17 protein-coding genes and 1 other annotated feature are annotated in these 23,702 nt (G+C 42.4%); of the genes, 4 read left to right on the top strand and 13 right to left on the bottom strand.

Annotation, left to right across the window (positions count from 1 at the left end; all coding sequences use genetic code 11):
* Positions 1 to 8: 8 nt before the first annotated feature.
* The 4 genes from KP77_RS01685 to KP77_RS01670 form a co-directional block, all read right to left on the bottom strand.
* Positions 9 to 1,664, bottom strand: coding sequence for a GspE/PulE family protein (locus tag KP77_RS01685; RefSeq protein WP_041121000.1), 1,656 nt, complete (start codon positions 1,662 to 1,664; stop codon positions 9 to 11).
* An 18-nt stretch (positions 1,665 to 1,682) separates the two neighbouring features.
* Positions 1,683 to 3,149: a VanW family protein gene (locus tag KP77_RS01680; RefSeq protein WP_041120999.1), complete on the bottom strand. Its 1,467-nt coding sequence runs from the start codon at positions 3,147 to 3,149 to the stop codon at positions 1,683 to 1,685.
* Positions 3,150 to 3,167: 18 nt separating this feature from the next.
* Positions 3,168 to 3,878, bottom strand: a complete 711-nt coding sequence (locus KP77_RS01675; RefSeq protein ID WP_235420642.1) for a PRC-barrel domain-containing protein — start codon at positions 3,876 to 3,878, stop codon at positions 3,168 to 3,170.
* A 107-nt stretch (positions 3,879 to 3,985) separates the two neighbouring features.
* Positions 3,986 to 5,365: a phage holin family protein gene (locus KP77_RS01670; RefSeq protein ID WP_041120997.1), complete on the bottom strand. Its 1,380-nt coding sequence runs from the start codon at positions 5,363 to 5,365 to the stop codon at positions 3,986 to 3,988.
* A 92-nt stretch (positions 5,366 to 5,457) separates the two neighbouring features.
* On the opposite strand from KP77_RS01670, the gene KP77_RS17430 reads away from it, so the two are divergent.
* Genes KP77_RS17430 through KP77_RS01655 form a run of 3 tightly spaced genes read left to right on the top strand, consistent with a single transcriptional unit; the run spans position 5,458 to position 8,188 of the window.
* On the top strand, positions 5,458 to 5,961 hold the full coding sequence (locus KP77_RS17430; protein WP_052473900.1) for a PilV family protein: 504 nt from the start codon (positions 5,458 to 5,460) through the stop codon (positions 5,959 to 5,961).
* Positions 5,954 to 6,553 (top strand): PilW family protein, encoded by a 600-nt coding sequence (locus KP77_RS17425; protein ID WP_052473899.1) that lies wholly within the window; start codon positions 5,954 to 5,956, stop codon positions 6,551 to 6,553. The genes KP77_RS17430 and KP77_RS17425 overlap by 8 nt, the downstream gene beginning before the upstream one ends.
* Positions 6,554 to 6,565: 12 nt before the next feature.
* Positions 6,566 to 8,188: a type II secretion system protein gene (locus tag KP77_RS01655; protein ID WP_041120996.1), complete on the top strand. Its 1,623-nt coding sequence runs from the start codon at positions 6,566 to 6,568 to the stop codon at positions 8,186 to 8,188.
* Positions 8,189 to 8,216: 28 nt separating this feature from the next.
* On the opposite strand, the gene KP77_RS01650 is transcribed toward KP77_RS01655, so the two are convergent.
* From KP77_RS01650 to KP77_RS01630, 5 genes are all read right to left on the bottom strand, one after another.
* The gene (locus KP77_RS01650; protein ID WP_041120995.1) at positions 8,217 to 9,092 is read right to left on the bottom strand and encodes an ankyrin repeat domain-containing protein; all 876 of its coding nucleotides are present in this window, start codon (positions 9,090 to 9,092) and stop codon (positions 8,217 to 8,219) included.
* Between the two features lie 51 nt (positions 9,093 to 9,143).
* Positions 9,144 to 12,716: a DUF5057 domain-containing protein gene (locus tag KP77_RS01645; RefSeq protein WP_052473898.1), complete on the bottom strand. Its 3,573-nt coding sequence runs from the start codon at positions 12,714 to 12,716 to the stop codon at positions 9,144 to 9,146.
* Between the two features lie 99 nt (positions 12,717 to 12,815).
* Entirely contained in the window at positions 12,816 to 14,516 is a 1,701-nt protein-coding gene (locus KP77_RS01640; protein WP_235420648.1) for a sensor domain-containing diguanylate cyclase, read from the bottom strand.
* Positions 14,517 to 14,639: 123 nt separating this feature from the next.
* Complete coding sequence (locus KP77_RS01635) at positions 14,640 to 15,926, bottom strand: bifunctional folylpolyglutamate synthase/dihydrofolate synthase (RefSeq protein ID WP_041120993.1); 1,287 nt, start codon at positions 15,924 to 15,926, stop codon at positions 14,640 to 14,642.
* A gap of 57 nt (positions 15,927 to 15,983) precedes the next feature.
* Entirely contained in the window at positions 15,984 to 18,623 is a 2,640-nt protein-coding gene (locus KP77_RS01630; protein ID WP_041120992.1) for a valine--tRNA ligase, read from the bottom strand.
* Positions 18,624 to 18,896: 273 nt separating this feature from the next.
* Positions 18,897 to 19,119, bottom strand: a binding site (T-box leader).
* A gap of 105 nt (positions 19,120 to 19,224) precedes the next feature.
* Between KP77_RS01630 and KP77_RS01625 the strand changes: the two genes are divergently transcribed.
* A complete protein-coding gene (locus KP77_RS01625; RefSeq protein WP_041120991.1) occupies positions 19,225 to 19,416 on the top strand; it encodes a hypothetical protein in 192 nt (63 codons plus the stop codon).
* Here KP77_RS01625 and KP77_RS01620 read toward each other — a convergent pair.
* The 4 genes from KP77_RS01620 to KP77_RS01605 all read right to left on the bottom strand — a co-directional run bounded on the left by KP77_RS01620 (position 19,398) and on the right by KP77_RS01605 (position 23,701).
* Positions 19,398 to 20,300, bottom strand: a complete 903-nt coding sequence (locus KP77_RS01620) for a hypothetical protein (RefSeq protein ID WP_041120990.1) — start codon at positions 20,298 to 20,300, stop codon at positions 19,398 to 19,400. The two genes, KP77_RS01625 and KP77_RS01620, sit on opposite strands and share 19 nt — an antisense overlap.
* Before the next feature lie 305 nt (positions 20,301 to 20,605).
* Complete coding sequence (gene hemL, locus KP77_RS01615) at positions 20,606 to 21,904, bottom strand: glutamate-1-semialdehyde 2,1-aminomutase (RefSeq protein ID WP_041120989.1); 1,299 nt, start codon at positions 21,902 to 21,904, stop codon at positions 20,606 to 20,608.
* Positions 21,905 to 21,922: 18 nt separating this feature from the next.
* Positions 21,923 to 22,903 (bottom strand): porphobilinogen synthase, encoded by a 981-nt coding sequence (gene hemB / locus KP77_RS01610; protein ID WP_041120988.1) that lies wholly within the window; start codon positions 22,901 to 22,903, stop codon positions 21,923 to 21,925.
* Between the two features lie 33 nt (positions 22,904 to 22,936).
* Positions 22,937 to 23,701 (bottom strand): uroporphyrinogen-III synthase, encoded by a 765-nt coding sequence (locus tag KP77_RS01605; protein ID WP_041120987.1) that lies wholly within the window; start codon positions 23,699 to 23,701, stop codon positions 22,937 to 22,939.
* Position 23,702 lies beyond the last annotated feature (1 nt).

Here is a 23,702-nt window from a genome sequence, read left to right as displayed (position 1 = left end):
TACAGCTCCTATTCTATTGCCACACGCATAATCTCTTCTGTTGTCGTAATCCCCTGCTTTACTTTCAGCAGACCGTCATCGATTAAAAAGATTGTCTTGTTTTTAATTGCCACTTCTCTCAGCTTTGAAAAAGATTCTCGGTTTAAGATAATATTTCTCATCGCTTCATCAATCATGAGTACTTCATGAATGGCAATCCGTCCTTTATAGCCGGTCATATTGCAGGATGTGCATCCACGGCCTTTATAGACGGTTTCAATTTTAATGCCGCGCTTTGCAAAAATTTCTTTTTCACTGACTGATGCTTCGTGTTTCTCTGCACAGTCACGGCAAACTTTCCGCACCAGTCGCTGGGCGACCACACCGCTTAAAGAGGATGCAATCAGAAATGGTTCTACCCCCATATCAAACAGTCTTGTCACCGTACTGAGTGAATCATTCGTGTGAATTGTACTGAGAACGAGGTGACCTGTCAGCGATGCTCTGATCGCAACTTCAGCTGTTTCCTGGTCACGGATTTCCCCGACCATGATAATATTCGGATCCTGTCGGAGAATCGCTCTCAGTCCTTTTGCAAAAGTGAGACCGACATTAGCGTTCACCTGAATCTGATTGATCCCTTCAAGCTGGTACTCCACCGGGTCCTCAACCGTAATGATATTCACGTCTTCACTGTTCAGCTTATTCAATGCGGCATACAGCGTAGATGATTTACCGGAACCGGTCGGCCCTGTAATCAGGACTATGCCTGTCGGCTTTTCAATCATGGACTGAAAACGCTGCAGGTTCAGCCTGTTAAATCCAAGCGTCTGGATATCATTCAGCGAACTGCTCAGGTCAAGAATACGCAGTACGATTTTTTCACCGTATACAGTTGGAAGCGTCGAGACACGCAGGTCAATCGGTTTGTAATCGACATTGATTTTAATTCTGCCATCCTGTGGAATCCGCTGCTCAGTAATATCGATATTGGCAAGAATTTTTATGCGGGCTGTCAGCATCGCCTGGATATGCTTCGGCAGCACACGTTCAGTGCGGAGAACACCATCTACCCGGATCCTGACGAGCACTTTTGTCTCCTGAGGGTCAATATGGATATCACTCGCACGCTGAGAAGAAGCAGCTGATAAAAGCTGATTAACAAGCCTGATAATTGGAGACTCCATATCTGTCAGTTCCTGAGCGGACACTTCCTGCGTCTCTTCTATTCTAAGCTCTTCAAAGCCTTCTTCAGTTTCGTAATACTTATTAATTGAACGGATAATATCATCTTTTGTAGAAATAACCGGCCTTATATCGAAGCCGGTTGATAATCTCAAATCTTCAATTGTATAAAAGTCCATCGGGTCGTTCATTGCAACGTACAGCTTATCCCCTTCTTTTTTCAAAGGGATGATAAGTTTGCGCTGCGCGTCTTCTTTTGGAATCAGCGTAAAAAGGTTTGTATCAAACGGATATCTGTAAAGGCTGACCCGCTCTATACCAAGCTGTACTTCGAGTACTTCGATCAACTGCTGCTCAGTGATGTAACCTCTTTCTAAAAGTGCATCCCCAAGCTTCAGATGCTGCTGTTTTTCAGCCAGTGTTTTCTCCAGCTGTTCCTGTGTGAGCACACCTGCCTCAAGCAGCATATCCCCCAGCCGCTTTTTTGGTTGAACCGCCATCAGCCTTCCCCCTTGCTATTACTTAGGATTTTGTTCCCCTTTTTCTGTATCACTTGGATCGTTTTCTTTTCTGCCGGACTGTCCGTCATTGTCTGAGCCGCTTGTGCCGGACGAACTATTTCCTTCTGAATTGTCTCCTTCAGCATTTCCACCTGAGTCACTGTTTCCAGTTAAACCAGATCCGCCAGAGTTGTCTTCATCAGAGCTGTTTCCTGCATTATTTTCACCATTATTGTTACTATCAGTTCCATTTGAACTCTGATCACCATTAGCATCAGAATTGCTGTCACCTTCTGACTGGTCATCCTCTGCCAGCTGTTCAGGCGTTTCAAGACTGCTGACTTCTACGCGGTGAACAGGAGGATAGAAATCTTCATAGAGAAATTCCCTCTCTAATTCATAAGAATCAGCATCAAATGTCACCCGCTCTACAGGAATCAACTGACCTTCCACGCCATTTTCAGTTACTTCAACTGCTCCATCAGCAACAAACGGACTATACTGGCGGACTGTTCTAAATGGCAGAACATCCGTTTCACTGATCTCTGCCTGATAAGTAAACGGCTGTTCAGGTCCTGTAATTCTGACATAGAGTGTTCCCTGAATAGACTCAGCGCTGATTGTAAATTCGGATTGAGTCGCATTCATTACTTTATAATCATTACCACTTGATGACGTGACTCTTGCTTCTTTACCTTCTGTAGCATATTCAGGCAGCCGCGTACTGATATGACGCTCTGCAATAGTTAAAGGTGTATCAAGTACAGCAGTGTGAACAACAGTCGCAATTTTTGAGAGTTCTTCATCAGTAATCTCGTAATCTTCCACTGATTCAATGACCTGGTTTGATAGATTTAGTACAGAATAATACTGTCCGGGTGCAAGCGTGACTGACTCATGAGTGAATAAGAAGTTCTGCTGTCCTGCAGTTACTGTGAATGTCCCTGCTGCTTCAGCGATTAACGTCTCGCCTGTTCCGGATGACAGCAGTGATTCAAGCTCAATCGGATCATCCTCAGCTGTCTGTAGGTAAGCGATCCGGCTTTCGATCTCGCGCTGCACTTTTGCGGGATCAAGCACGTCTGATTCAGGCAAGCCAAAATCCCTGCTGAGCAGCGTCATGACATCACCCATTTTCACATTCAGCGGCACTGGATTCGCTACGCCGGATTCTGCTGTCTGCACAGCTTCTGAAGGAAAGAACTCGATTAATTCAGGGCTGAGGACAGACTGTTCATCACCATATCCCACAGTCAGATCCGACTGCTGTTTCCAGTTCAGTATATCTTCTGTTACAGCAGCTTCCGCCTCTTCAGTTGTAAGGCCGGCCACATTAGTTCTGCCAATCATTGTTCCTTCAGTGAACACTTCCTCACCCGACGTTGTTCCCGGAAGAAGTGCCGGTCCTGCCTGTGTGGCACCGGCAATGATCACAAATGAAAGCAGCATAACTGCCAGCATTTTTAACGCCACGTTCTGACTCATTGGATGCACCAACTTTCATTATTCAACCGAAGTTGCAAGCTTAGCAAAAGTAGAAGGCCCTCTTTGTTTCGTCATTTCAATCTGATCCTCAGTCAGTACTTCACCTGCTGAAAGGATTTTTTCACCGCTGTAATCAGTTACATCGTTCTTTAGCGTTTTACCAACGAGCATAGACATTTGCTTTTCTTTAAACTGATCGACTTTCGACGTTTCTTCTTCAGGTTCAACGTCTACTACTTCAATTGAATCCCTGATCGCATTCAGTGCTTCTTCTTCTAGCACGATAATATCTTTTCCGTATGTGATAACGAACTCTGCGTCAATAAAACCGCTTTGATCTGTTGCGTCAATGTTTAGTGTTTCAATTGAACCTGACTCTTCACTGAAGTAATATTCTTTAATTTCGCCGGCTAATTGCCCTTTTTTCGTAATCGCTTTTGTATCCGCTACAGAAATTTTTCTATTCAGCAGCTGATTTGCTATCGGGATTTCGTTCAGGTCAATGACAGCACCGCTGTTTTCAACAGTGATCGCGTATCCGCCAAGGCCGATAATTTTTTTGAAAGGGATAGCTCTGACACTTGTCTGCCAGTCTTCGTGTTCAATTGCGATAAAATCCACTGATCTTTTTTCAGGGTTTACTACGATTGATTTCACTGTTCCAATTTCTGTACCGTCTGTAATTGAAATAACCGGCAGGCCTATAAGTTCTGTACTGTTTTTCATCATTTCCCACACCTATTCTTTTTTAGTTTTATCCTGTAGTTTCTGTAAAATCAGGGTATTGATTTCTGCTCCAGCTGTATTGAAGCTGCATTTATCTTTTAAAAAATAATTTAAGAAAACATCCGTCGCAATTCGTTCATTTCACTTCTGATCAGTTCGTGGTCAAATTTATCTGTGACTTCGTTACTTAAAGCCAGCACTTCCGGTATCAGATCCTGGTGCATCATCTGTTCAATTAAAATCCGGTAGAGTGCGAATTGCTGTGAAAGATCATCAGTCAGATTCATCGTTTCACGTATTTCATTTTCCAGTGTTTTGATATCTGACCCACGATAAGATTCAAATTCAGAGGTGATGAGGTTAAAGATCTGTTCATCCACCACAGCCGGCTGCGGGGACTGAGGCAGTTCGATTTCATCAGGCTGATTTGTTTCATCTTCATTTAAATCAGCTGATAATTGTTCATTATGAATTGAGAAGTCAGTATCCTCAGCAGACGCTATGTCATCAAGCTCTTCGTCTATGAGAGAGTCCACAGGTTCTTCCTTCTCTTCATTCTCTAGATCTTCATCAAACAGAAGTTCCTCAAAGGCCACTGCATCATTTTGTTGATCAGATATTTCCATATTCTCTTCTGTTGTTTCTTCATCAGTGTCCTCTAGATCTTCTTCTGAATCATATTCTAGCGTCAGGTTACTGAAAAGAGGCGTTTCATCATCTGATTCTTCCGGCTCCGGTAAATCGTCATGTGATCCGCTATTTTCTTCAGGATTTTCAACCTTTACGTTTTCAGGTGCTTCAATGGCAGTATCATATATTGCGGCACTCTCAAGCCATGACCGGTCCGTGTCGAACACTTCTTCTGTTTCAGACATTTCTTCTTCAAGGCCACCCTGGACTTCATCAGAAGGCTGCAATTCCTCTATTTCCTCTTCTGAAAGCATGAATTGATTACGTGATTCGAGCAGTTCTTCCACTTCATCTGACCCGGATTCCTCAGTTAAGTCTGATTCTTCAAGAGTCATATCCTGTTCAGAGACTTCAGTCAATTCATTTGCTGGAAGTGTATACTCCTCTTCTTCATCAGCCACTGACTCTTCTGTTTCATCCATCCACTGTTCAGTATGTATAATTGTATCGGATGACTCGTCTATTTCTTCCTGAGCCGATTGACCTGTCATATCATTATTATGTAATTCGTCTTCGGTGTCTTCGGCTTCTAAATCATCCCCGTCAGCTTCGACTGGTTCAAGGACGAAAGATTCACCTTTCTTTTGCAAAACGATCGTACTAATAAATATTAACCCGATGCCTGCAAGTAATGCTGTCCAGATATCCAGCACATTCTGAAGTAAAATAAAGAGTAATGCTGCTGTGAATGCGATTCCCACCATCAAAAACGTTCCCCGGGTAGAGAAACCGAGCGGGAGAAAATATAAAACTGGAATCACGATCAGCATTCCAATGATGGCAAAAATGTAAGTTGCCATTACTTCACTCCTAATCACTTGAATTAGTACATATGATATATACGCTTCTTATTGTATAATAAAACTATCTAAATTGAAAGAAGTGAAAAAGCATGTCTTTTTACATACTTCATAATAAAAAAGCATTTACTTTAGTCGAGGTTTTAGCCTCTATTACGCTTTTGAATATTATTATTTTTTCACTTCTGACTTTCTTTTTAAATTCCTATAACTATACTTTTGCAAATCAGGATCAGACAATCGGCAGTAATGTTGCACGCAATACTGTTACGTATATTGAAAGTCAGGATTTTTTACTGTTTCAGGAATACCTGAATGCTGCAGGGAATGTGCGCAAGTTGACATCAGATGATTGTACTGCAACGGTTTCAGGGGATCCTCTGTTTGAAGAAATAAACGCATGTCTGGCCGTATTCGAACCTGTCATTAATAATCAGTCGTATACTGCTGAAGTGGAGCTTTCATTTTACGCAGCTGATACAGTAGAACAGACTGAAGCGTTAAAAAACGAAATGATTCAGGTTGAAGCAAATGTTGTATGGGAACGGAAGAGAAATGATGAAGCGACAGTCAGGGGTGTGCTGCGCCGTGAATAAATTAAATGAAGATGGCATGACGATGATTGAAGTGTTAGCCGGCATTGCTGTTGCTGCAATTTTCAGTGCCTCCATCTATGGGGTTTTTATTTCCGGACTGTCCCTATATGAAAAAACGTCATCACTGGGCCAGGCACGTGATGAAACGGATTATATTGCAACGATGATTATGAATGAATTGTATACTCAAAAGCCTGATTTTGTCAGACCTTTTGAAGCTGATGGCAGGTCCGGGGTGATGCTGACACGGTTTTCTGAAAAAGAAGTTGAAAACTATCTGATTGAACAGCCGGACACGTCAGATGACACCTATATCTACTTTGAACAGAACAGAATCGTTTTTGATACGATTACAGCCGAAGAAAAAGCTGCAGGCAGTCCAGCTGCAGGCGACTCCCCTGATCTGGTCTTAACAGGAGACTCAATTGTGCTGCAGCCGGCTGAAAGCTTTATACGGATGAAGTGCCGGACTGCATGCCCGGAAGGACTTCCAACAGGAATTATTGAATTGAACCTGTCTATCCTGCCTGCAAATTCACGTGTAGCAGAAGAAATGGATCCTATCCAGTTGAGATCGGATTTTGGGTATTAAGGAGTGAGAACTGTGAAAAATGAATCCGGCTATACACTACTGACTGTCATGCTGATTGTGCTCGTTTTTACGACACTTGGGGCTGTGTTACTGACTGTAACCGTCGGCAGCACACAGCGAACTGAGCTGAGAGAAGATACAATTGTAGAGGATTCTGACGCAATCAGGGCGATTGAACAGGGAACGGCTATTTTAAAATATCAGATTCAAAACAATGAATTTTCATCTCCCGGCTCCATTTATCAGGGAGAACTTGATAACGTGATCAGCTCACTTACTGCAGAAGGATTAAATATCAGTATTGCAGATAAGTCAACTGATTATGATATCAATCTATCTAATGATTATACCCGGGTATATGAAATCAGAAGCACAGGTTATAACGATGACTACGCTAAGCTCGTTTATGTTACCGCAATGCCAAGCTTTTTAAAGTATGCAGCCGGTGCACGAGACGAATTAAGTCTTCATGGCGGGATGTATATTGATGGTGACATTTATGCTAACAACCAGCTGAACATATCGAATGAGGCAAAATATATATTTGAAGGCAGCTTGAACACTGTAAAGAATGACTTTCCGACTGTTTCTGAGCGTTCAAGCCTGATACTTGAGGATACTGGGATTGCTACAAGCTGTGATCACCAGAGTGTACCGGGATGTTTCGATGTGAACGCTGGTATGTTTTCAAGATCTGTGCACTGGCAGCAGCGCTCACTCGAAGATCTACTGGCAGGCTCTTTCAGCTATCAATCACCCGTTCAGGGAGAGGTCACTGATTATATCGATGTCAGACTGATCCCAACTGTCACAACTAAAATGAAGGAATTGGACCCCGCTTTTGACGATGCTGATACTGAAGCGGTGGCAGCTGGGGGATCTGTACTGACTGTAAGAGGCTATCCTGATGCGGAGCAATATGAAAATGCGCTTTCTTCAGATACAGTCTTACACGAAGAAAATGTTATAACTTCTCTGCAGCCTGACAGGAATCACTTATATATCTCAGATGCTTTCCTGAATACGTCAACACTTTCTGTTAACCCTGATAAATGGGTTGTCGTGATGGGTGACCTTGTATTGGAAAGTGCAGCCGGCGAAACAGCCGACATCAGTTCGAATATGATTGTTTTCGGGGATGTCATTCTGCGCGGTGATCTGGCGATGGATTCTGTTGTCTATGCGCTTGGGAATACAACTGTTTTCAATGCCAATATTAAAAGACCTGCAGGCGGTGGCGAACTTATTTTGATGAGCAGAGGGAAACTTGATATTGCTTTGCTGAACTCTTTCAGTAACCCGGCTGATTTTACGGAGTTCCCTAATCAGTTAAATGCATTTTTATATACTGATAAAAATGCTGAAATTTATTCTGTGGGATCATATGTATATATTGATGGTGGCGTATTCAGCAAGGGTTCACTCGAATTTAACAGCTTCCGCGGCGATACTGCTGAGGGTGCTGATGACATTATTTTTACAGCTACAAATGAAGATAGTGAAGCCTTTGAAAAGTCCAGGTTATACGTAAGAAATAATCAGCGACTGTTTCTTGATAAGCTTCAGGCTCTTCCTGCAGTTGAAAGACTGGATGTAATTGAAGACGCTTTTCGGAAAGTCAGCAGTAATGAATAGTAAAAGCAGCGGAAGCTCCGCTGCTTTTTTAATACTGATTTAATAGTACGTTTATTTCTTCGTTATCATAATTTGCAGCAATATCTGCTACCGTCTCACCATTACTGTTTTTAATGTCAACGTCTGCTCCAAGTGAAAGAAGTGTTTCTGTCGCTTCTTTGAAACCGTAGTCCACTGCAAACATAAGAGGAGTCCAGCCGTTTTCATTCTGCCAGTTAATATCATCAGTTTCTGCAAATACACTGATCCAATCAGAATTGTTTGATTTTACCGCTGCAGTCATTGGTGTGTCACCATTCACATTAACATTTGCGCCCGGGTATGAAATAGTTTCAGCAACAAATGACACAGCGTCGTATGGATATCTTGCAGCTGTATGAAATAGTGTATCACCTGATGAATTGATCACTTCAGATTTAACCCCTTCTTCTGCCAGCCAGTTGAAAAGTTCCCCATCACGCATTCTCACTGCTTCAAAAAAAAGCGTCTCATCCTGATCATTCAGTTCAAATATTAAGCTGTCATCACCACCATGCATGTCCTGAAGAAGTGCACGCATTTGATCATTAATGCCGGATTCATCAATTGTCGGGTCAATCATGGATCTTGCGGCTAGCCATGCATCGCCTGTTGAAGGATCGGCACCTTCAGTCAGCAATAGCTGTGCAATTTCCGGCTGCACGAAGGTAATGGCAGTCTGTAATGCCGTTAATCCTTCATCACTCTGAACATTCACGTTCTGTCCTTCTTCTATCAGATCTTTTACTGACTCTGTGTTCCCTTCAGTAATAGCTACAAATAGCGCTTCATTGTCGACCTCACCTGATCTGTTCATCAGATAAACGGTTATAAGTATAACGACCAGCAGGATCACAACCAGCACGATCGCCCATTTTTTCTTCATTTTAATACCCCCTGCACGTCATAAAAAAGAAAAGGCTGATTGCTCAGCCTTTTAATATCTGTCTCCATTTTCAAGATCTTCAACGTTTTCACTATCGATGACGATTACCTTGATAGTATCTGTGAAAGTCTCTCCACTGTCGGTGGTAACTGTTACACGGACAATATTATTCCTGCCCGTACGGTTACCAAATACATCTCCATTGCCAGCAAGATTAATAGACGGGTTAGCATTACCCGGTGTGACGTTTGTATAAACAATACTTGCGATATCCGTTGCATCAGAAGGTGTCAGCTGTAGTTCTGAAGATAGCGGATACGTGTCTCCCTTATTAATCGTTACAGAATCCTTACCAAACCCTGCATCAGTCAGTGGGGAAATGACAATCACTGTGACTTCATCACTTACACCGTTTGGTGCCTGAATACGAATGACGGCTGTTCCAGCACCTACACCCCTGATTACGCCAGGTGATATGACTTCAACAATGGATGGATTCAGTGAAGTCCAAGTAAGGGTTTCAACGTCAGCATATTCAGGTTCAACTGATACGGTAAACGAATCAAACTGATCAAACTTTTTGATTGTAATTTCACCCGGCTCCACATTCAGCGCAGTGATTTCCTTCGTTTTCACCTGAATAATGGCTTCAGCTATTACTTCAGTGCCATTTGCGTTAATTCCTCGTGCTACAGCTTTTGTAATGCCTGGCTGCAGTCCGGTTACAGTTCGCGTCGCTGTATTAACTGAAGCGACAGTATTATTTTCAAGTGTGATCTCAATACTGCCTGAGGCGTCAGCCGGATTCACTGTCAACGGAAGTTCAGCCGTTTCACCAACGTAGACCTCAACATTTTCAAGTTCGATAGACTCAATTGGTACCCTGACAGAAACATTAGATGTTTTAGTAATAACATTTCCAAATACATCCGTCACTGTCACAGTAATAACTGCTTCTCCATTACCGATTGCTTTTATGATGCCGCCCTGTGTAACTGTGATGACACCCGGATCAGAGGTGGACCATTCGATACTTTCCACTTCCGCTTCTTCAGGGCCAAAGCTGAAATCGCCTGAGGCAACGAGATTTCTTTCCAGTCCTTTATCGATAGCCATTGATTCTGTTAGATTCACTTCCAATAGTGGGTAACCTGCAACAAAATCAATTCTGTTAAAGTTTTCTGTGAATGTCCCAGCGTAATTTTCTCCATTGTTTGCATTTCCATTGCCGTTATTCTCTTTACCATACATCTGGTCATAGGTTAATGAAGAGTTTGTCAGAGAATAATAGCCGCCCTGAGTAGCTGTAATGCCGATAGAGAATGTTACAGGGTCTGCTCCCCTCCAGCCGCCTCTGTCTGCACCTTCAAAATCTTTAGTATAAGGAATTTCATCTATTGTTCCTGTAACCGTATAACCTGATTCCAGGCTGCCACTTTTCACAAATCCAGCAGGCAGGTTATTAATCTCTACGTTAGGAGGGAACACTTCTGTAAATGTGATATTTTCAAGACTGATTGACTGATTACCAGCCAGCTCACTTCTTCTGACAGGCTTAGGATCAAGTGTGTAGTTCAGTTGAATTAAATCTCTATTGACTTCATACACCGGTTTAACAGGTTGAATGTCTCTGGATAATTCCAGCAGGTTTTCAGTTTCAAACACCCTCACAGTACGCTCTTCTACTGTTTCCGCACCTTTTTCATCGGTTGCGACAATTCTGATGACAACTTCCCCTTCTTCTTCCATCCCATGTTCAAGCTGAAGGTTAATCGTCTCACCATTCCTCGAATTTTCTTTGTGGTGAACAAGTGTATCATTTACATATACTTTGACATCATTTGTTTTAGCAGATAGATCATAGTCCTCTACTGTAAAACTTACCGGGATCGTCTGATTAATTGGGAAGACTTCTTCATCCTCAGGTGTAATGACGGTAATTTCAGGAGCGTGGTTAGCACCAAAGAATGCACGGTACATTGTATTTACAAATAATCGCTGTTCAGCATCCGGGAAATTCGTTGAAGTATGCCCGGTACCGGAATACGTAATATTTCCTTTTGAGTATGTGTAGTAGTGATTCCAGCTATCATTCACATCACGATTACTGCCAATAATGTTATACCATGGGATCACATTTTCATCTTCAAGATCCAGCGTGTAATACTGATTGTGTGTCGTAGCAATAGCTACATTCTCCGGAAGATCAAATGGAAATGAAGTCATTAATCCCTCATTTACTTTTTTAGTGCTTCTTGATGTATTAGGAGCTCCGTTTCCTAAGTTTGTCTCAGGCGCCTTCTGGCCAGTAGCATCCATAAAATTATTAACCCATACATTATTATTGTTAAAAATCGTATCATGAGTAAACATTACACTTTGCTGAGACTCTATAAAACTTTTTAATGAATTTACAGCGCCCTGGCTTAGATTGGCGTAATTATACGTATCGGAAAAACCAAATATAACCATGTCGTACTTGCCATTGATGACTTCATGAGAACTTTGATTATTTTGGCCAGAGGAACCTCGGCTACTATTAAACACATCAAATCCTGTTACATCAATATTAATGTTATATTGGCCATTCTGTGTTAAGTAACTTTGTTTCATATTGTTTGCTTTTTGAAGAGAACTGTTACTATTCCTGTAAACTTGTAAGACGTTAATTTCAACAGGCTTATCTTCGAATAAAAACTCACCTGTTTCATAATCACTCAGTACGAAATCATTGTGAGACTGAACAAGTTCAACCTTCCACATACGAGGCCCTGAAAATCCGAATGGCAGTTTATAATTCAGCTGAGGATTTTTACTGTTTACATCTATTTCTTTTACTACTTCTTCTGCATCAAAACGATCGTTAAAGTCCTGATCAATATATAACCTGAGTTTCATTCGGCTTAATGACTGATTATGAATATTTACTTGATAGTTGATTTCATCTCCAGCTTTGTACGCATTAGAATAAGATGAGTTCCAACCTGAAGGCTTAGAAGTCACTTCAAATGAAGGTTTTTTTGAAAACTTTTCATTCATAAATGTTTTGTAAGCATTATTAAATGACAGTCCATCAGTAATTGTCTCCGGGCAATACCAGCCGTACCACCAAGACCAATTACATCCTCTTAAATCGACCTGGCTTTCGCCACCATAATAAACTGCTGCATCTGCTGATATATTTTTAAATTTCTGCTCAAGCACCCCACCATTATCCATGCTGATTTCATGAATAAAAACGGGTTGGTTTTTATTAATAAACTGATTAATAATCTGCTCTGCTTTAAGATTTGTGATATCATTTTGCACTTCTGAGGTATTATGGTTACGCCCTATTACACCCTGGGTGGAGTAATTGCCCTGGCCAATAATAATGCCATCATATTTACCATCTAATGCTTTTCTATCTGCAACAAATCTTTTCATAGACATTGTATCTACTTTTACATTGTATTGATTTACACCACTAAAATCAGGGTTTTGAGTATTACCATCAACCGTAATCTCCAAAAAGAGCAGATCATTTGCAGAATTGCTCTCCGCACTCACCGTATTCAAAAAGTGGGCGCTGTAAGGCACCCATATCAATATAAGCGTTAACAGGATATATCCCAGTTTCCTCACAACAGCCCACTCCTTTATAACTAATACTATATAATCATTTTACCACATTATTTTAAAAATCCTACTTTTAACTTACATACCCCGCATATTAATCATTTATTACTTCGAATAGACTGCTACTTTATTCCGGCCTTTTTGTTTTGCACCGATATAGAGTGCCCTGTCTGCATTTCTCAGCAGGTTCTTAGAAGAATCTGTATCTTCCGGCGAAGAAGCAACGCCAATACTCACAGTCAGATTCACATGAATAATCTCTCTTGATGTGCTCAGGTCATGCTGAATCTCAAACAGATGCGACTCCACGGCCAGCCTGATTTTCTCTCCAAGCTGCTCTGCCTGGGCTTTTGTTTTATCACTGAGCAGAAGAACGAACTCCTCTCCACCATATCGAGCAATCAGCGCATCTCTTCCGGCTGTTTCAATAAGCAGGCCAGCCAATTCTTTCAGCAGGTCATTTCCACTTTCATGTCCATATGTATCATTGACTCTCTTAAAATGATCGATATCAAGTAAAATGAGTGAAAGTGCATTCAGGTGTCCTTTTTCTAAGCTGCTGAATTCTTTTTCAAGCTGCTCACTGAAATACCTGAAATTATATAAGCCTGTCAGAGCGCAGCGTTCACTTCTTTTTACATTCCGCTGATAATTTCTTGCATTCTGCATGGCAATTGCAAGGTAAGAACACAAAATCTCTAATATCGCTATCAGGTGAGTACCAAAAGCATTTTTCTTTTTTGAAGCAGCAAGCAAAACAGCTACGGTTTTTTTGTTTCTTTGAATCGGTACACAGATAATACTCTCAATATCAGAAGGAATGTAGCCCTCCATCTCTTCAAGCCACTCAGTCTTCTTATTGTAGAGCTTTGCTTCACCCGTTTCCCATACTTTCCCTGAGATCCCTTCTCCTTTACGGATCGGTGACAGGTTGTTTGATTCCACCTGACCGTTTTCAATTCTTCTCAGCAGCGTCATGTTTTCTTCTTTCGTATTGACATCAAGTATATATGTATAATCAGTCGGCATCAGTTCACCGAGCTTGGAAGTAAAGAGGTCCAATACTTCAGTTACATTCAAGCGTTCAGCAAGCTGATGACCAATTTTTGCTGATTTAGCCAGATCGTTATTAACCCGCTCAGATGTATTATAAAGTCTTAAAATGATTGTCATCGCTAAAAATGGTACCCCTAATAAAATCGTTGCAGCCGATCCAATATTAGCCAGCAGATAATACAGCGCGAGACCAAATGGCATACTGAGCATTGTTGAGATATAGTCCATCCTGATATCACCGCTAAAAAATGGATATTTGTTTCCGATTAAGCGGTTAAATGTATACAGGTAAATATGATTTGCGAATATATGAATAAATATATAAGCACCTGCTGCGAACATCAGTGGCCAGAACCCGTCTTCTGTTGTAACTCCCGTAAACCTGTAAACGAGTCCCGCCAGCAGACTGATCAGCATAAACATTGTTGAATTCAAAGGATAGCGATAAGCCGTTTTTAAAGTAATCCGTGATTTGATCAATACCGGAATCAGTACAATCTGCATTAAAATTAATTCATAAAATAAACCATAGGTTAAAAATGCAGCAAGATTAATCCAGTGAATAATGAATATTGTTGAATGATCTACCTTAAATGGGAAGTATCCTGAAATAACTGCCAGCAGGATCAGAGATACGACAATCCGCCAGTCAAGTGCAGGAAGCGGAGTAAGCTGAAAAGCCATATATAAACCGGCTGGAAACGTAATGAGCCACGTAATCCATAATACCCACTTTGCTGTTGTAGACACTTCTTTCAACTTACCTCACCTCACTTTTATATGATAATAGACTCATTTAGCAATAATCATACCAAATTAATTTCAACTCGTCACATAATATTTAACAAATGTAAATATTCTATTAATTATACTCTAATGCTCGTGATCAGCTTTTAACAAATGTTTCAGGTCCTTATAGATACCGGATAAGAAGTACAGTGATCCAGTAATCATATAAAGTGTATCATCTGATTGATTGAGCTCAGTCATCCACTCAGTATTTTCTATGGCCTGTTTATTTTTATGATTACTCAATTCATAAAGCGACTTTGCGTCTGCTGCTCTTGGAAAATCAAATGATGTAAAGGTAATCCGATCAGCGTGTTGATCGAGTTTACTAATCATATTTGTCAGGTCTTTATCTGACACAGCTGCAAAAATAAAATGCACGTGTTTTTCAGGGTACTTTTCATGAATTGTCTGCATCATCGTGTCGATGCCTTCAGGGTTATGAGCGCCGTCCATGATTACCAAAGGGTTTTCACTGATCTTTTCAAACCGCCCCGGCCAGAATGTCTTCTCAATTCCTGTTTGAATGATATTACGATTTAGCTTGGGTTCTGTCAGCTTTGCGATCGTAACAGCCAAAGAAGCATTTTCAACCTGATGCGCACCACTCATAGATGTTTTTAATTGAATATTGCTGTTATAGCTGAACATCTCCCCTTCACTGTCAGTTTTTTCAATCTGCACATGGAATTGTTCACCTAATTCATACACAGGAGCATTCATTTTTTCAGCCTGAGTCAGAATGACTTCACGTGCTCCACTGTGCCTCACATTAAAAACTAACGGCACGCCTTCTTTAATAATCCCTGCTTTTTCAAATGCAATTTCCTCATAGGAATGTCCGAGAATGTTGACATGATCAAGGCCGATCGAAGTAATACAGCTGCATACCGGTCTCACGATATTTGTAGAGTCAAATCTTCCGCCAAGCCCGACTTCAATCAGTACATAATCCGTTTGCTGCACTTCACCAAAGTAATAAAACATCATCGCCGTAATAACTTCAAATTCTGTCGGACCGCCAAGCTCATGTTCTTCAAGTTCATCTGCCAGCGGTTTAATTTTATTTACAAGTGAAGTCCAGTCTTCTTCAGAAGCCGGCTTTCCATTAACAGAAATTCTTTCGTTAAAGACTTCAAAGTAAGGTGAGGTGAATGTCCCAACCGAATAGCCGCCCTCTTCCAGAATATTTCTTAAGAAACTGAGCGTTGATCCTTTACCGTTTGTTCCGCCTATGTGAACTGCATTAATTTTCAAATGCGGGTTACCGAGCCGCTCCATCATCCATTCCATCCGCTCAAGTCCAGGCTTTATCCCTAGTCTGAGCCTCCCATGAATCCAGCTTACTGCTTCTTCAAAAGTCTGTATCATATCGCAATCACTCCTTAAAAAAGCGGACAGACAGTTACGTCTATCCGCCCGGTATTTTTATACTGTGCGCAGCTCTTCAATACGCGCTTTTACAGCATCCTGTTTTGACAGGTAGTCTTTTTGTTTTGCACGTTCTTCTTCCACTACGGCTTCAGGTGCCTTGCTTACAAAACGCTCGTTGCCGAGTTTCTTTTCCACACGTTCAACTTCTTTTGTCCACTTATCAAGTTCTTTTTCAAGACGGTCAATCTCTTCGTCAATATTAATTAAACCTTCAAGCGGCAAGATCAATTCTGCATTGGTCACGACTGAAGTCATTGCTTTTTCAGGCGCTTTCACCTCTGTACCGATTGTCAGGTTTTCAGGGTTACAGAATTTGTCGAGAAAAGCTTCATTTTTCTTTAGACGCTCTGCTGTCTGATCATTTGCTGCACGGATCAGCAGGCTGACTTTTTTACTCATTGGCGTATTTACTTCAGCACGGATATTACGTACTGAACGGATAATCTCAATGAGCAGCTTCATTTCTTCTTCCGCTTCACGGTCAATTTGAGACTCGTTGACTTCTGGCCATGCAGCTTCTGTAATAGACTTGCCCTGGTGAGGCAGGTTCTGCCAGATCTCCTCAGTGATAAACGGCATGAATGGGTGCAGGAGTCGCATTGTTTGATCCAAAACGTGAGCAAGAATGGAGCGGGTTGTCTTCTTCGCCTCTTCGTCTTCCCCATTTAACGGCAGCTTTGCCATTTCAATATACCAGCTGCAGAAATCATCCCAGATAAAGTTATAAAGTGTACGGCCGACTTCACCGAATTCATAGCGTTTAGCAAGGCTTGTTACATTTTCAACCGTATCATTCAGACGGGTCAGAATCCATTTGTCAGCAACAGATTTCTTTCCGCTGAGATCAATCTCTTCAAATTTGAGACCATCCATATTCATCAGTGCGAACCTTGAAGCATTCCAGATCTTATTGGCAAAATTCCAGATTGACTCAACACGCTCCATTGAGAAACGAAGGTCCTGACCAGGTGAAGAACCGGTTGTCAGAACGTAGCGCAGAGAATCAGCTCCGTACTGTTCAATCACATCCATCGGGTCAATCCCGTTACCGAGAGATTTAGACATCTTACGGCCTTCTGCATCACGGACAAGACCGTGAATTAATACATCTTTAAATGGACGCTGTCCGGTAAATTCAACACCCTGGAAGATCATGCGTGATACCCAGAACGCAATGATATCGTATCCTGTTACAAGTGCTGATGTTGGATAATAACGTTTGAAGTCAGCAGATGCTTCGTCCGGCCAGCCCATTGTTGAAAACGGCCATAGCGCTGAAGAAAACCAAGTATCCAGTACATCTTCATCCTGATTCCAGTTCTCAATATCTTCAGGTGCTTCTTCACCTACATATAGTTCACCAGTTTCCTTATGGTACCAGGCCGGAATTCTGTGGCCCCACCAGAGCTGTCTTGAAATACACCAGTCTCTGATATTTTCCATCCATCTCATATACGTATTTTCAAAGCGGTTCGGAATGAAGTTAACTTTGTCTTCAGTTTCCTGAATATCCATTGCCTGTTTCGCAAGCGGCTCCATTTTTACAAACCACTGTGTTGATAAATAGGGCTCTACAACCGCACCGCTTCGCTCGGAATGTCCAACTGAGTGAAGATGTTCTTCAATTTCAAACAGTACGCCTTCTTCCTGAAGGTCTTTGACGATCTGCTTTCTGCACTCAAAACGGCCCATACCCTGATATTTACCTGCATTATCATTCATAGAACCGTCTTCATTCATCACAAGTACGCGTTCAAGGTTGTGACGATTACCGATTTCAAAGTCATTTGGATCGTGTGCAGGTGTAATTTTAACAGCACCTGAACCAAATTCCATATCAACATAGTCATCAGCAACAATCTTGATTTCACGGCCAACGATTGGCAGTTTTACAGTTTTGCCGATCAGATGCTGATAGCGCTCATCATCAGGATGAACAGCTACTGCCGTATCACCAAGCATTGTCTCAGGACGTGTTGTAGCAATTTCAATGTGTCCACTGCCATCAGTAAGTGGGTATCTCATATGATAAAAAGCACCCTGAACGTCTTTATGAATCACTTCAATATCAGATAAAGCTGTTTTTGTTGCTGGGTCCCAGTTGATGATATACTCTCCGCGATAGATCAGCCCTTTATTATAAAGGTCGATAAATACTTTCTGTACAGCTTTTGAAAGACCGTCATCAAGTGTGAATCGCTCACGGCTGTAATCGAGTCCAAGTCCAAGCTTTGACCATTGCTCTCTGATATGTTCAGCGTACTCTTCTTTCCATTTCCATGATTCTTCAAGGAATGCTTCACGGCCCATTTCATAACGGTTTTTACCCTGCTCACGAAGCTTCTGGTCCACTTTGGCCTGTGTAGCAATCCCGGCGTGGTCCATACCCGGCAGCCATAGTACGTCATAGCCCTGCATCCGTTTCATCCGTGTCAGGATATCCTGCAGCGCTGTATCCCACGCGTGTCCAAGGTGAAGTTTACCTGTTACGTTTGGCGGCGGAATGACGATGATATAAGGGTCTTTGCTCTCATCGCTTCTTGCTTCAAATACTTTTTCTTTCAGCCACCATTCATAGCGGCCTTCTTCTATCGCTTTCGGATCATACTTTGTCGGCATTGATGTTTCATTCATATGATTACCTCCATTTTGTTTCGCTCTGTCAAAGTTGGCTGATGATTTCCGCTTCAGGGGGACGCTTTCCGCAGGGTCGGCGGCAAGCCTCCTCGTGCTTCGCACTGCGGGGTCTCGCCTGTCCGACTTCTCCTGCTGGAGTCGCCCCCTGCAGCGAGGATCAACAGCTGTGCTTATTAAACAGCTGACTTCGACATAACTATAATTTTTTCATTTGGTACCATTTCACATCAGTCACTTATAAAATAAACAACAAAAAAATCCCTCTCGTCGTAAAAGGACGAAGGGATTTGATTCGCGGTACCACCTTTTTACACAGACTGGTGTCTGTGCACTTAATTAAGATAACGGCTTCTAACCGGCACGGGCTACTGAAACTTCACCAATACTGCTCACAGGCGACTTCTGCAGGGTCTGTTCTGGAAATTCTCTCACCAAATGAATTTCTTCTCTGAAGAATGACAAACTGCGTACTACTCCTGATCAATGCATCTGTTTATATCATCTATCATAATCAAAATCAGCCTGTTTAGTCAATAAAAATCGCAAAAAACACCTCTGTGCATATGATAATAGAAAGCATAATGGAAAGGAGTCTGTTATGGGTAAAAGAATGCTGCCAAAGCCTAAACCGCCATGGTGGAAAAAATGCCGCTGTTATTTACAGACAATTATTATTCCAATTTGTATTTTTCAGGCTATCCTACTTTTACTAATACCATCCACGATTGACGTGCTGATCTTAGGTATTCTGATTGGCATTGCCTGTGTACTTCACTTTGAATGGATCTGAGGCGATGGGATCCAGATCAGTTCGCCTCTGTTGAACGGCCTTCTGGATTCAAACTGGTTGCTTTTCATCAGCTGAAGCATCGGTACCCCATAGCGCTCAGCAACCATTTCAGGTGTTTCATCCTGCTGGGCGATATGTATTTTAATGATGGTCCGATTTTCTTCAAGCGTCTGAATAAAACGTGCAAACGTATCTTCATCCCGCTTTTTATATTCTTCATCTTCCTCATCCGTTTCTTCTTCCTGCTCTTCTCTTTGTTCTGTCTCTTCCTGAACTGCTTCCTCCTGTGCTGCAGGTTCCTCCCGTGCCTCGACCGTCTCCTGCTCAATAGGCGGTTCAGTTATGTCTTCTTGTGTTTCTTCTTCAGTCACGGCAGGTTCTTCAGGTTCAGCCTCCTGCGGTTCTTCTGTCAACAGTTCTGTGAGTCCCTCTCCAGACCATTCTTCAGGCTGGTTCGGCAGCATTCTGACTTCTTCACGTTTCGGCTCAGAAATCCCTTCAATCATGATATCTGCTGTTACCTGCAGCACACCTGGTTCCGGAAGCTCATAGTCCACATGATCAATATACACTTCCACATCCTGTTTTCTTTCCACCCGCGCTGAAGAAATAGAGATCGATAGCGGGAAGTGATGTTCAAAAAATACGAGTTCTTCCATGACCGTTGATTCCTGTACTTCAGGATATTCATAGTCACGGGTTCCTTCTGCTGTTACATAACTGCCTTCTCCTGCTAAATGAAGTGTTCCTTCCACAACGACCTGATCAGCGTGTTCTGTTATGGACACGCTTGGTTCGAATGAGAGCGTGCGCAGCTCACTCAGGACATGCTCTCCTTTAAAAACGATGTTTTCCTGGAGTTGATAAACTGTGTTTTTTGTCATTGGTGCCTCCTTTTAATCATTGCTCTTACAGCTTATGAATGAAAAGAGGCCTGTATGATATAAAAAGCAGGACAGTAGATATGTGCGATCTACTGCCCTGCCTTTTTAAAATTATAGCTCTGTAAAGATGGCTGTTGATTTCCGCTGCAGGGGGAACGCTTTCCGCAGGGCGTGCGGTGAGCCTCCTCAGCGCGGGGCGCTTGCGGGGTCTCACCTGTCACGCTTCTCCTGCTGGAGTCGTCCCCCTTCCGCTCCAATCACCAGCTGTGCTAAAACAAGATTGGGCTTTAATATAGCCCTAATTATTATGATCTTTTGGATGCAATTTCTTTAAATGATGCTTCGACTGCTTTTAGTGTGCGGTCGAGCTCTTCTTCTCCATGCACTGTTGAAAGGAACCAGCCTTCAAATTGTGATGGTGGAAGGAAGACGCCGTTTTCTGCCATTAGTCTGTAGAACTCACCGAACAGTTCAAGGTCAGACGTTTTCGCTTTATCAAAGTTTGTTACTTTCTCATTTGTGAAGAAAAAGCCCAGCATTGACCCTGCACGGTTCACGCTGTGAGGGATATCATACTTTTTGGCAAGTTCAGTAAAACCGGCCTCAAGCTTATCTCCATATTCAACAAATCCGTGATAGCTTTCTTCAGTCAGCTGGGACAGTGTAGCGTAGCCTGCAGCCATCGCAAGCGGATTACCGGAGAGTGTTCCTGCCTGATAGATTGGCCCTGCTGGTGCAATGTGCTCCATAATATCCTTGCGGCCGCCAAATGCGCCAACCGGCAGACCGCCGCCGATTACTTTTCCAAGACATGTCAGGTCAGGCGTTACACCAAGATGTCCCTGAGCGCAATGATAGCCAACGCGGAAGCCTGTCATTACTTCATCAAAAATCAGCAGTGAGCCGTGATCGGTTGTAAGCTTTCTCAGTTCTTCCATAAAACCTTCAACTGGTGGTACAACACCCATGTTTCCAGCAACAGGTTCAACGATTACACCTGCAATTTCACTGCCGTATTCTTTAAATACATACTGGATAGATTCAAAGTCATTATAAGGTACAGTAATCGTATTTTGAGCTACACTCGCAGGAACGCCGGGTGAGTCAGGCAGTCCAAGTGTTGCAACACCTGAACCTGCTTTAATCAGAAGACTGTCTCCGTGACCGTGATAGCAGCCTTCAAATTTAACGATTTTGTCACGACCCGTAAAACCTCTTGCCAGTCTGAGCGCACTCATTGTTGCCTCTGTACCTGAAGAAACCATTCTCACTTTTTCAATAGATGGTACACGTTCGATCACCAGCTCTGCCAGTTTATTCTCAGCAAGACTTGGCGCCCCGAAGCTTGTACCACTTTCTGCAGTTTTTTTAATTTCTTCAATCACATGATCATCTGCATGTCCTAAAATAAGAGGTCCCCACGACAGGACGTAATCAATATATTCATTACCATCAATATCGTATATCATAGATCCTTTTCCTTTTTCCATAAAAATCGGATCCATATTAACGGATTTAAATGCACGGACAGGACTGTTGACTCCTCCTGGCATTAATTCAGATGCTGTTTTAAATGCTTCCTGTGACTTTTCATATGAACGCATGATATCGCTCCTTTGTGTTTATTGATCTTTCAGCCAGCGTGATGCTTCTTTCGCATGGTACGTAATAATCAGATCTGCACCGGCACGCTTCATGCTTGTCAGCTTTTCAAGAATAACTTCCTGTTCATTAATCCAGCCGTTTGCTGCAGCTGCCTTAATCATTGAGTATTCACCGCTCACGTTATAAGCAACCACAGGCAGTGTGTGACGATCTTTCACTTCTCTCATAATATCGAGGTATGAAAGTGCAGGTTTAACAATCAGGAAATCTGCGCCTTCATTTACATCAGAGTCTGCTTCACGCAATGCTTCAAGTCTGTTAGCAGGATCCATCTGATAGGTTTTACGGTCACCAAACTGAGGCGAGCTGTGGGCTGCATCCCTGAAAGGTCCGTAAAAGCTTGAAGAATATTTCACTGCATAACTCATAATCGGAACATCATGAAAGCCTGCTTCATCAAGGCCGTAACGGATCGCTGCAACAAATCCATCCATCATATTTGACGGTGCAATAATATCAGCCCCTGCTTTAGCCTGGCTGACTGCTGTTTTTGCAAGCAGGTCCAGTGTAGGGTCATTCAGTACTTTACCGCCTTCAATCACGCCGCAGTGCCCGTGGTCAGTGTATTGGCACAGACAAGTATCTGCTACCACAACCATTTCAGGCGCTTGCTTTTTAATCAGTCTTGTGGCCTGTTGCACAATACCTTCTTCAGCATAGGCCTGAGAACCGACTGCGTCTTTCTCCTTTGGCACACCAAAAAGAATGACAGACTTGATGCCAAGAGATTGACATTCATTAATCTCATCCATCACACCATCGAGTGAAACGTGGAAGACGCCCGGCATTGAAGGAACTTCAAGATGAATATTCTCTCCCTCTACGACAAATAGCGGATAGATAAAATCCTCCGGACGGAGCCATGTTTCACGTACCATCGCACGCAGCGCGTCAGATCCTCTCAGTCTGCGGTGACGGTCAAATTGTAAGTCATTCATATTATTACCTCCTGATTGCTCATAAACTTATCATTAACACTTCAGAGTCATGGCAATTTCTTCAATCATCGCTTCCATTGTATATTCTGAAGGTTCTATATGTACAGGCAGAGACATCTCTCTTATTGCTTCTGAAGTTGTCGGACCGATACTGGCAATTTTAATTCGTCCCTGTCTGACACTGGAGATCAGCTGATGATCTGCTTTAACAGTTTCATAAAAACGGACTGCAGCAGATGGCGAAAACAGTGTAATCACATCAGCATCTCTGAAATAGTCAAGCAGCCCGTCAGATATCTCCGGAATCGTGTTTTCATATACAGTCCAGCTGATACATTTATGTCCCTGCTCATTTAAAAATTTTGCAATCTCTCCACGTGAGAGATTGCCCTGTGGAAAAAGAACAGGGCCTTGGACGTGCTCTTTAAAATCACTTCTAAAACTTGAAGCAGAATATAGAGGCGGGATATAGTGAACCTGCATCCCCTCGTTTTCTAATGCTTCTGCAGTTTTTCTCCCTACTGCCGCAATTTTTTTACGAGTCAGAAGATCCGCCATACCTGCCTCTTCTACTAATTTGCAAAAGTAGTAAACACCATTCTTGCTAGTGAAAATAATCCAGTCTGCCTGTTCAAGTTGAGACTTCTTTTGTTCATCTATCTGAACGTCTGCAGCTCCGATTTTAATCATAGGAGCGATGACAGGAATGCCGCCTTTTTCTTCAATCAGCAGGCGGTCCTGCTCGGATGATTCTACATCTCTGGTCAGTACGATCCGTATCCCTTTGAGGGAAGTCATG

Source organism: Jeotgalibacillus alimentarius, from assembly GCF_000829445.1.
GTDB classification, from domain to species: domain Bacteria; phylum Bacillota; class Bacilli; order Bacillales; family Jeotgalibacillaceae; genus Jeotgalibacillus; species Jeotgalibacillus alimentarius.
The sequence above is the reverse complement of the archived record's forward strand: the minus strand, read 5'-3'. Positions and strand labels throughout refer to the sequence as shown.

What these genes read in the sequence shown, in the direction of transcription:
- KP77_RS01685 (WP_041121000.1), bottom strand. Translation starts at nt 1,664, where the DNA reads ATGGCGGTTCAACCAAAAAAGCGGCTGGGGGATATGCTGCTTGAGGCA.
- KP77_RS01680 (WP_041120999.1), bottom strand. Translation starts at nt 3,149, where the DNA reads ATGAGTCAGAACGTGGCGTTAAAAATGCTGGCAGTTATGCTGCTTTCA.
- KP77_RS01675 (WP_235420642.1), bottom strand. Translation starts at nt 3,878, where the DNA reads ATGATGAAAAACAGTACAGAACTTATAGGCCTGCCGGTTATTTCAATT.
- KP77_RS01670 (WP_041120997.1), bottom strand. Translation starts at nt 5,365, where the DNA reads ATGGCAACTTACATTTTTGCCATCATTGGAATGCTGATCGTGATTCCA.
- KP77_RS17430 (WP_052473900.1), top strand. Translation starts at nt 5,458, where the DNA reads ATGTCTTTTTACATACTTCATAATAAAAAAGCATTTACTTTAGTCGAG.
- KP77_RS01650 (WP_041120995.1), bottom strand. Translation starts at nt 9,092, where the DNA reads ATGAAGAAAAAATGGGCGATCGTGCTGGTTGTGATCCTGCTGGTCGTT.
- KP77_RS01635 (WP_041120993.1), bottom strand. Translation starts at nt 15,926, where the DNA reads ATGATACAGACTTTTGAAGAAGCAGTAAGCTGGATTCATGGGAGGCTC.
- KP77_RS01630 (WP_041120992.1), bottom strand. Translation starts at nt 18,623, where the DNA reads ATGAATGAAACATCAATGCCGACAAAGTATGATCCGAAAGCGATAGAA.
- KP77_RS01625 (WP_041120991.1), top strand. Translation starts at nt 19,225, where the DNA reads ATGGGTAAAAGAATGCTGCCAAAGCCTAAACCGCCATGGTGGAAAAAA.
- KP77_RS01620 (WP_041120990.1), bottom strand. Translation starts at nt 20,300, where the DNA reads ATGACAAAAAACACAGTTTATCAACTCCAGGAAAACATCGTTTTTAAA.
- hemL (WP_041120989.1), bottom strand. Translation starts at nt 21,904, where the DNA reads ATGCGTTCATATGAAAAGTCACAGGAAGCATTTAAAACAGCATCTGAA.
- hemB (WP_041120988.1), bottom strand. Translation starts at nt 22,903, where the DNA reads ATGAATGACTTACAATTTGACCGTCACCGCAGACTGAGAGGATCTGAC.
- KP77_RS01605 (WP_041120987.1), bottom strand. Translation starts at nt 23,701, where the DNA reads ATGACTTCCCTCAAAGGGATACGGATCGTACTGACCAGAGATGTAGAA.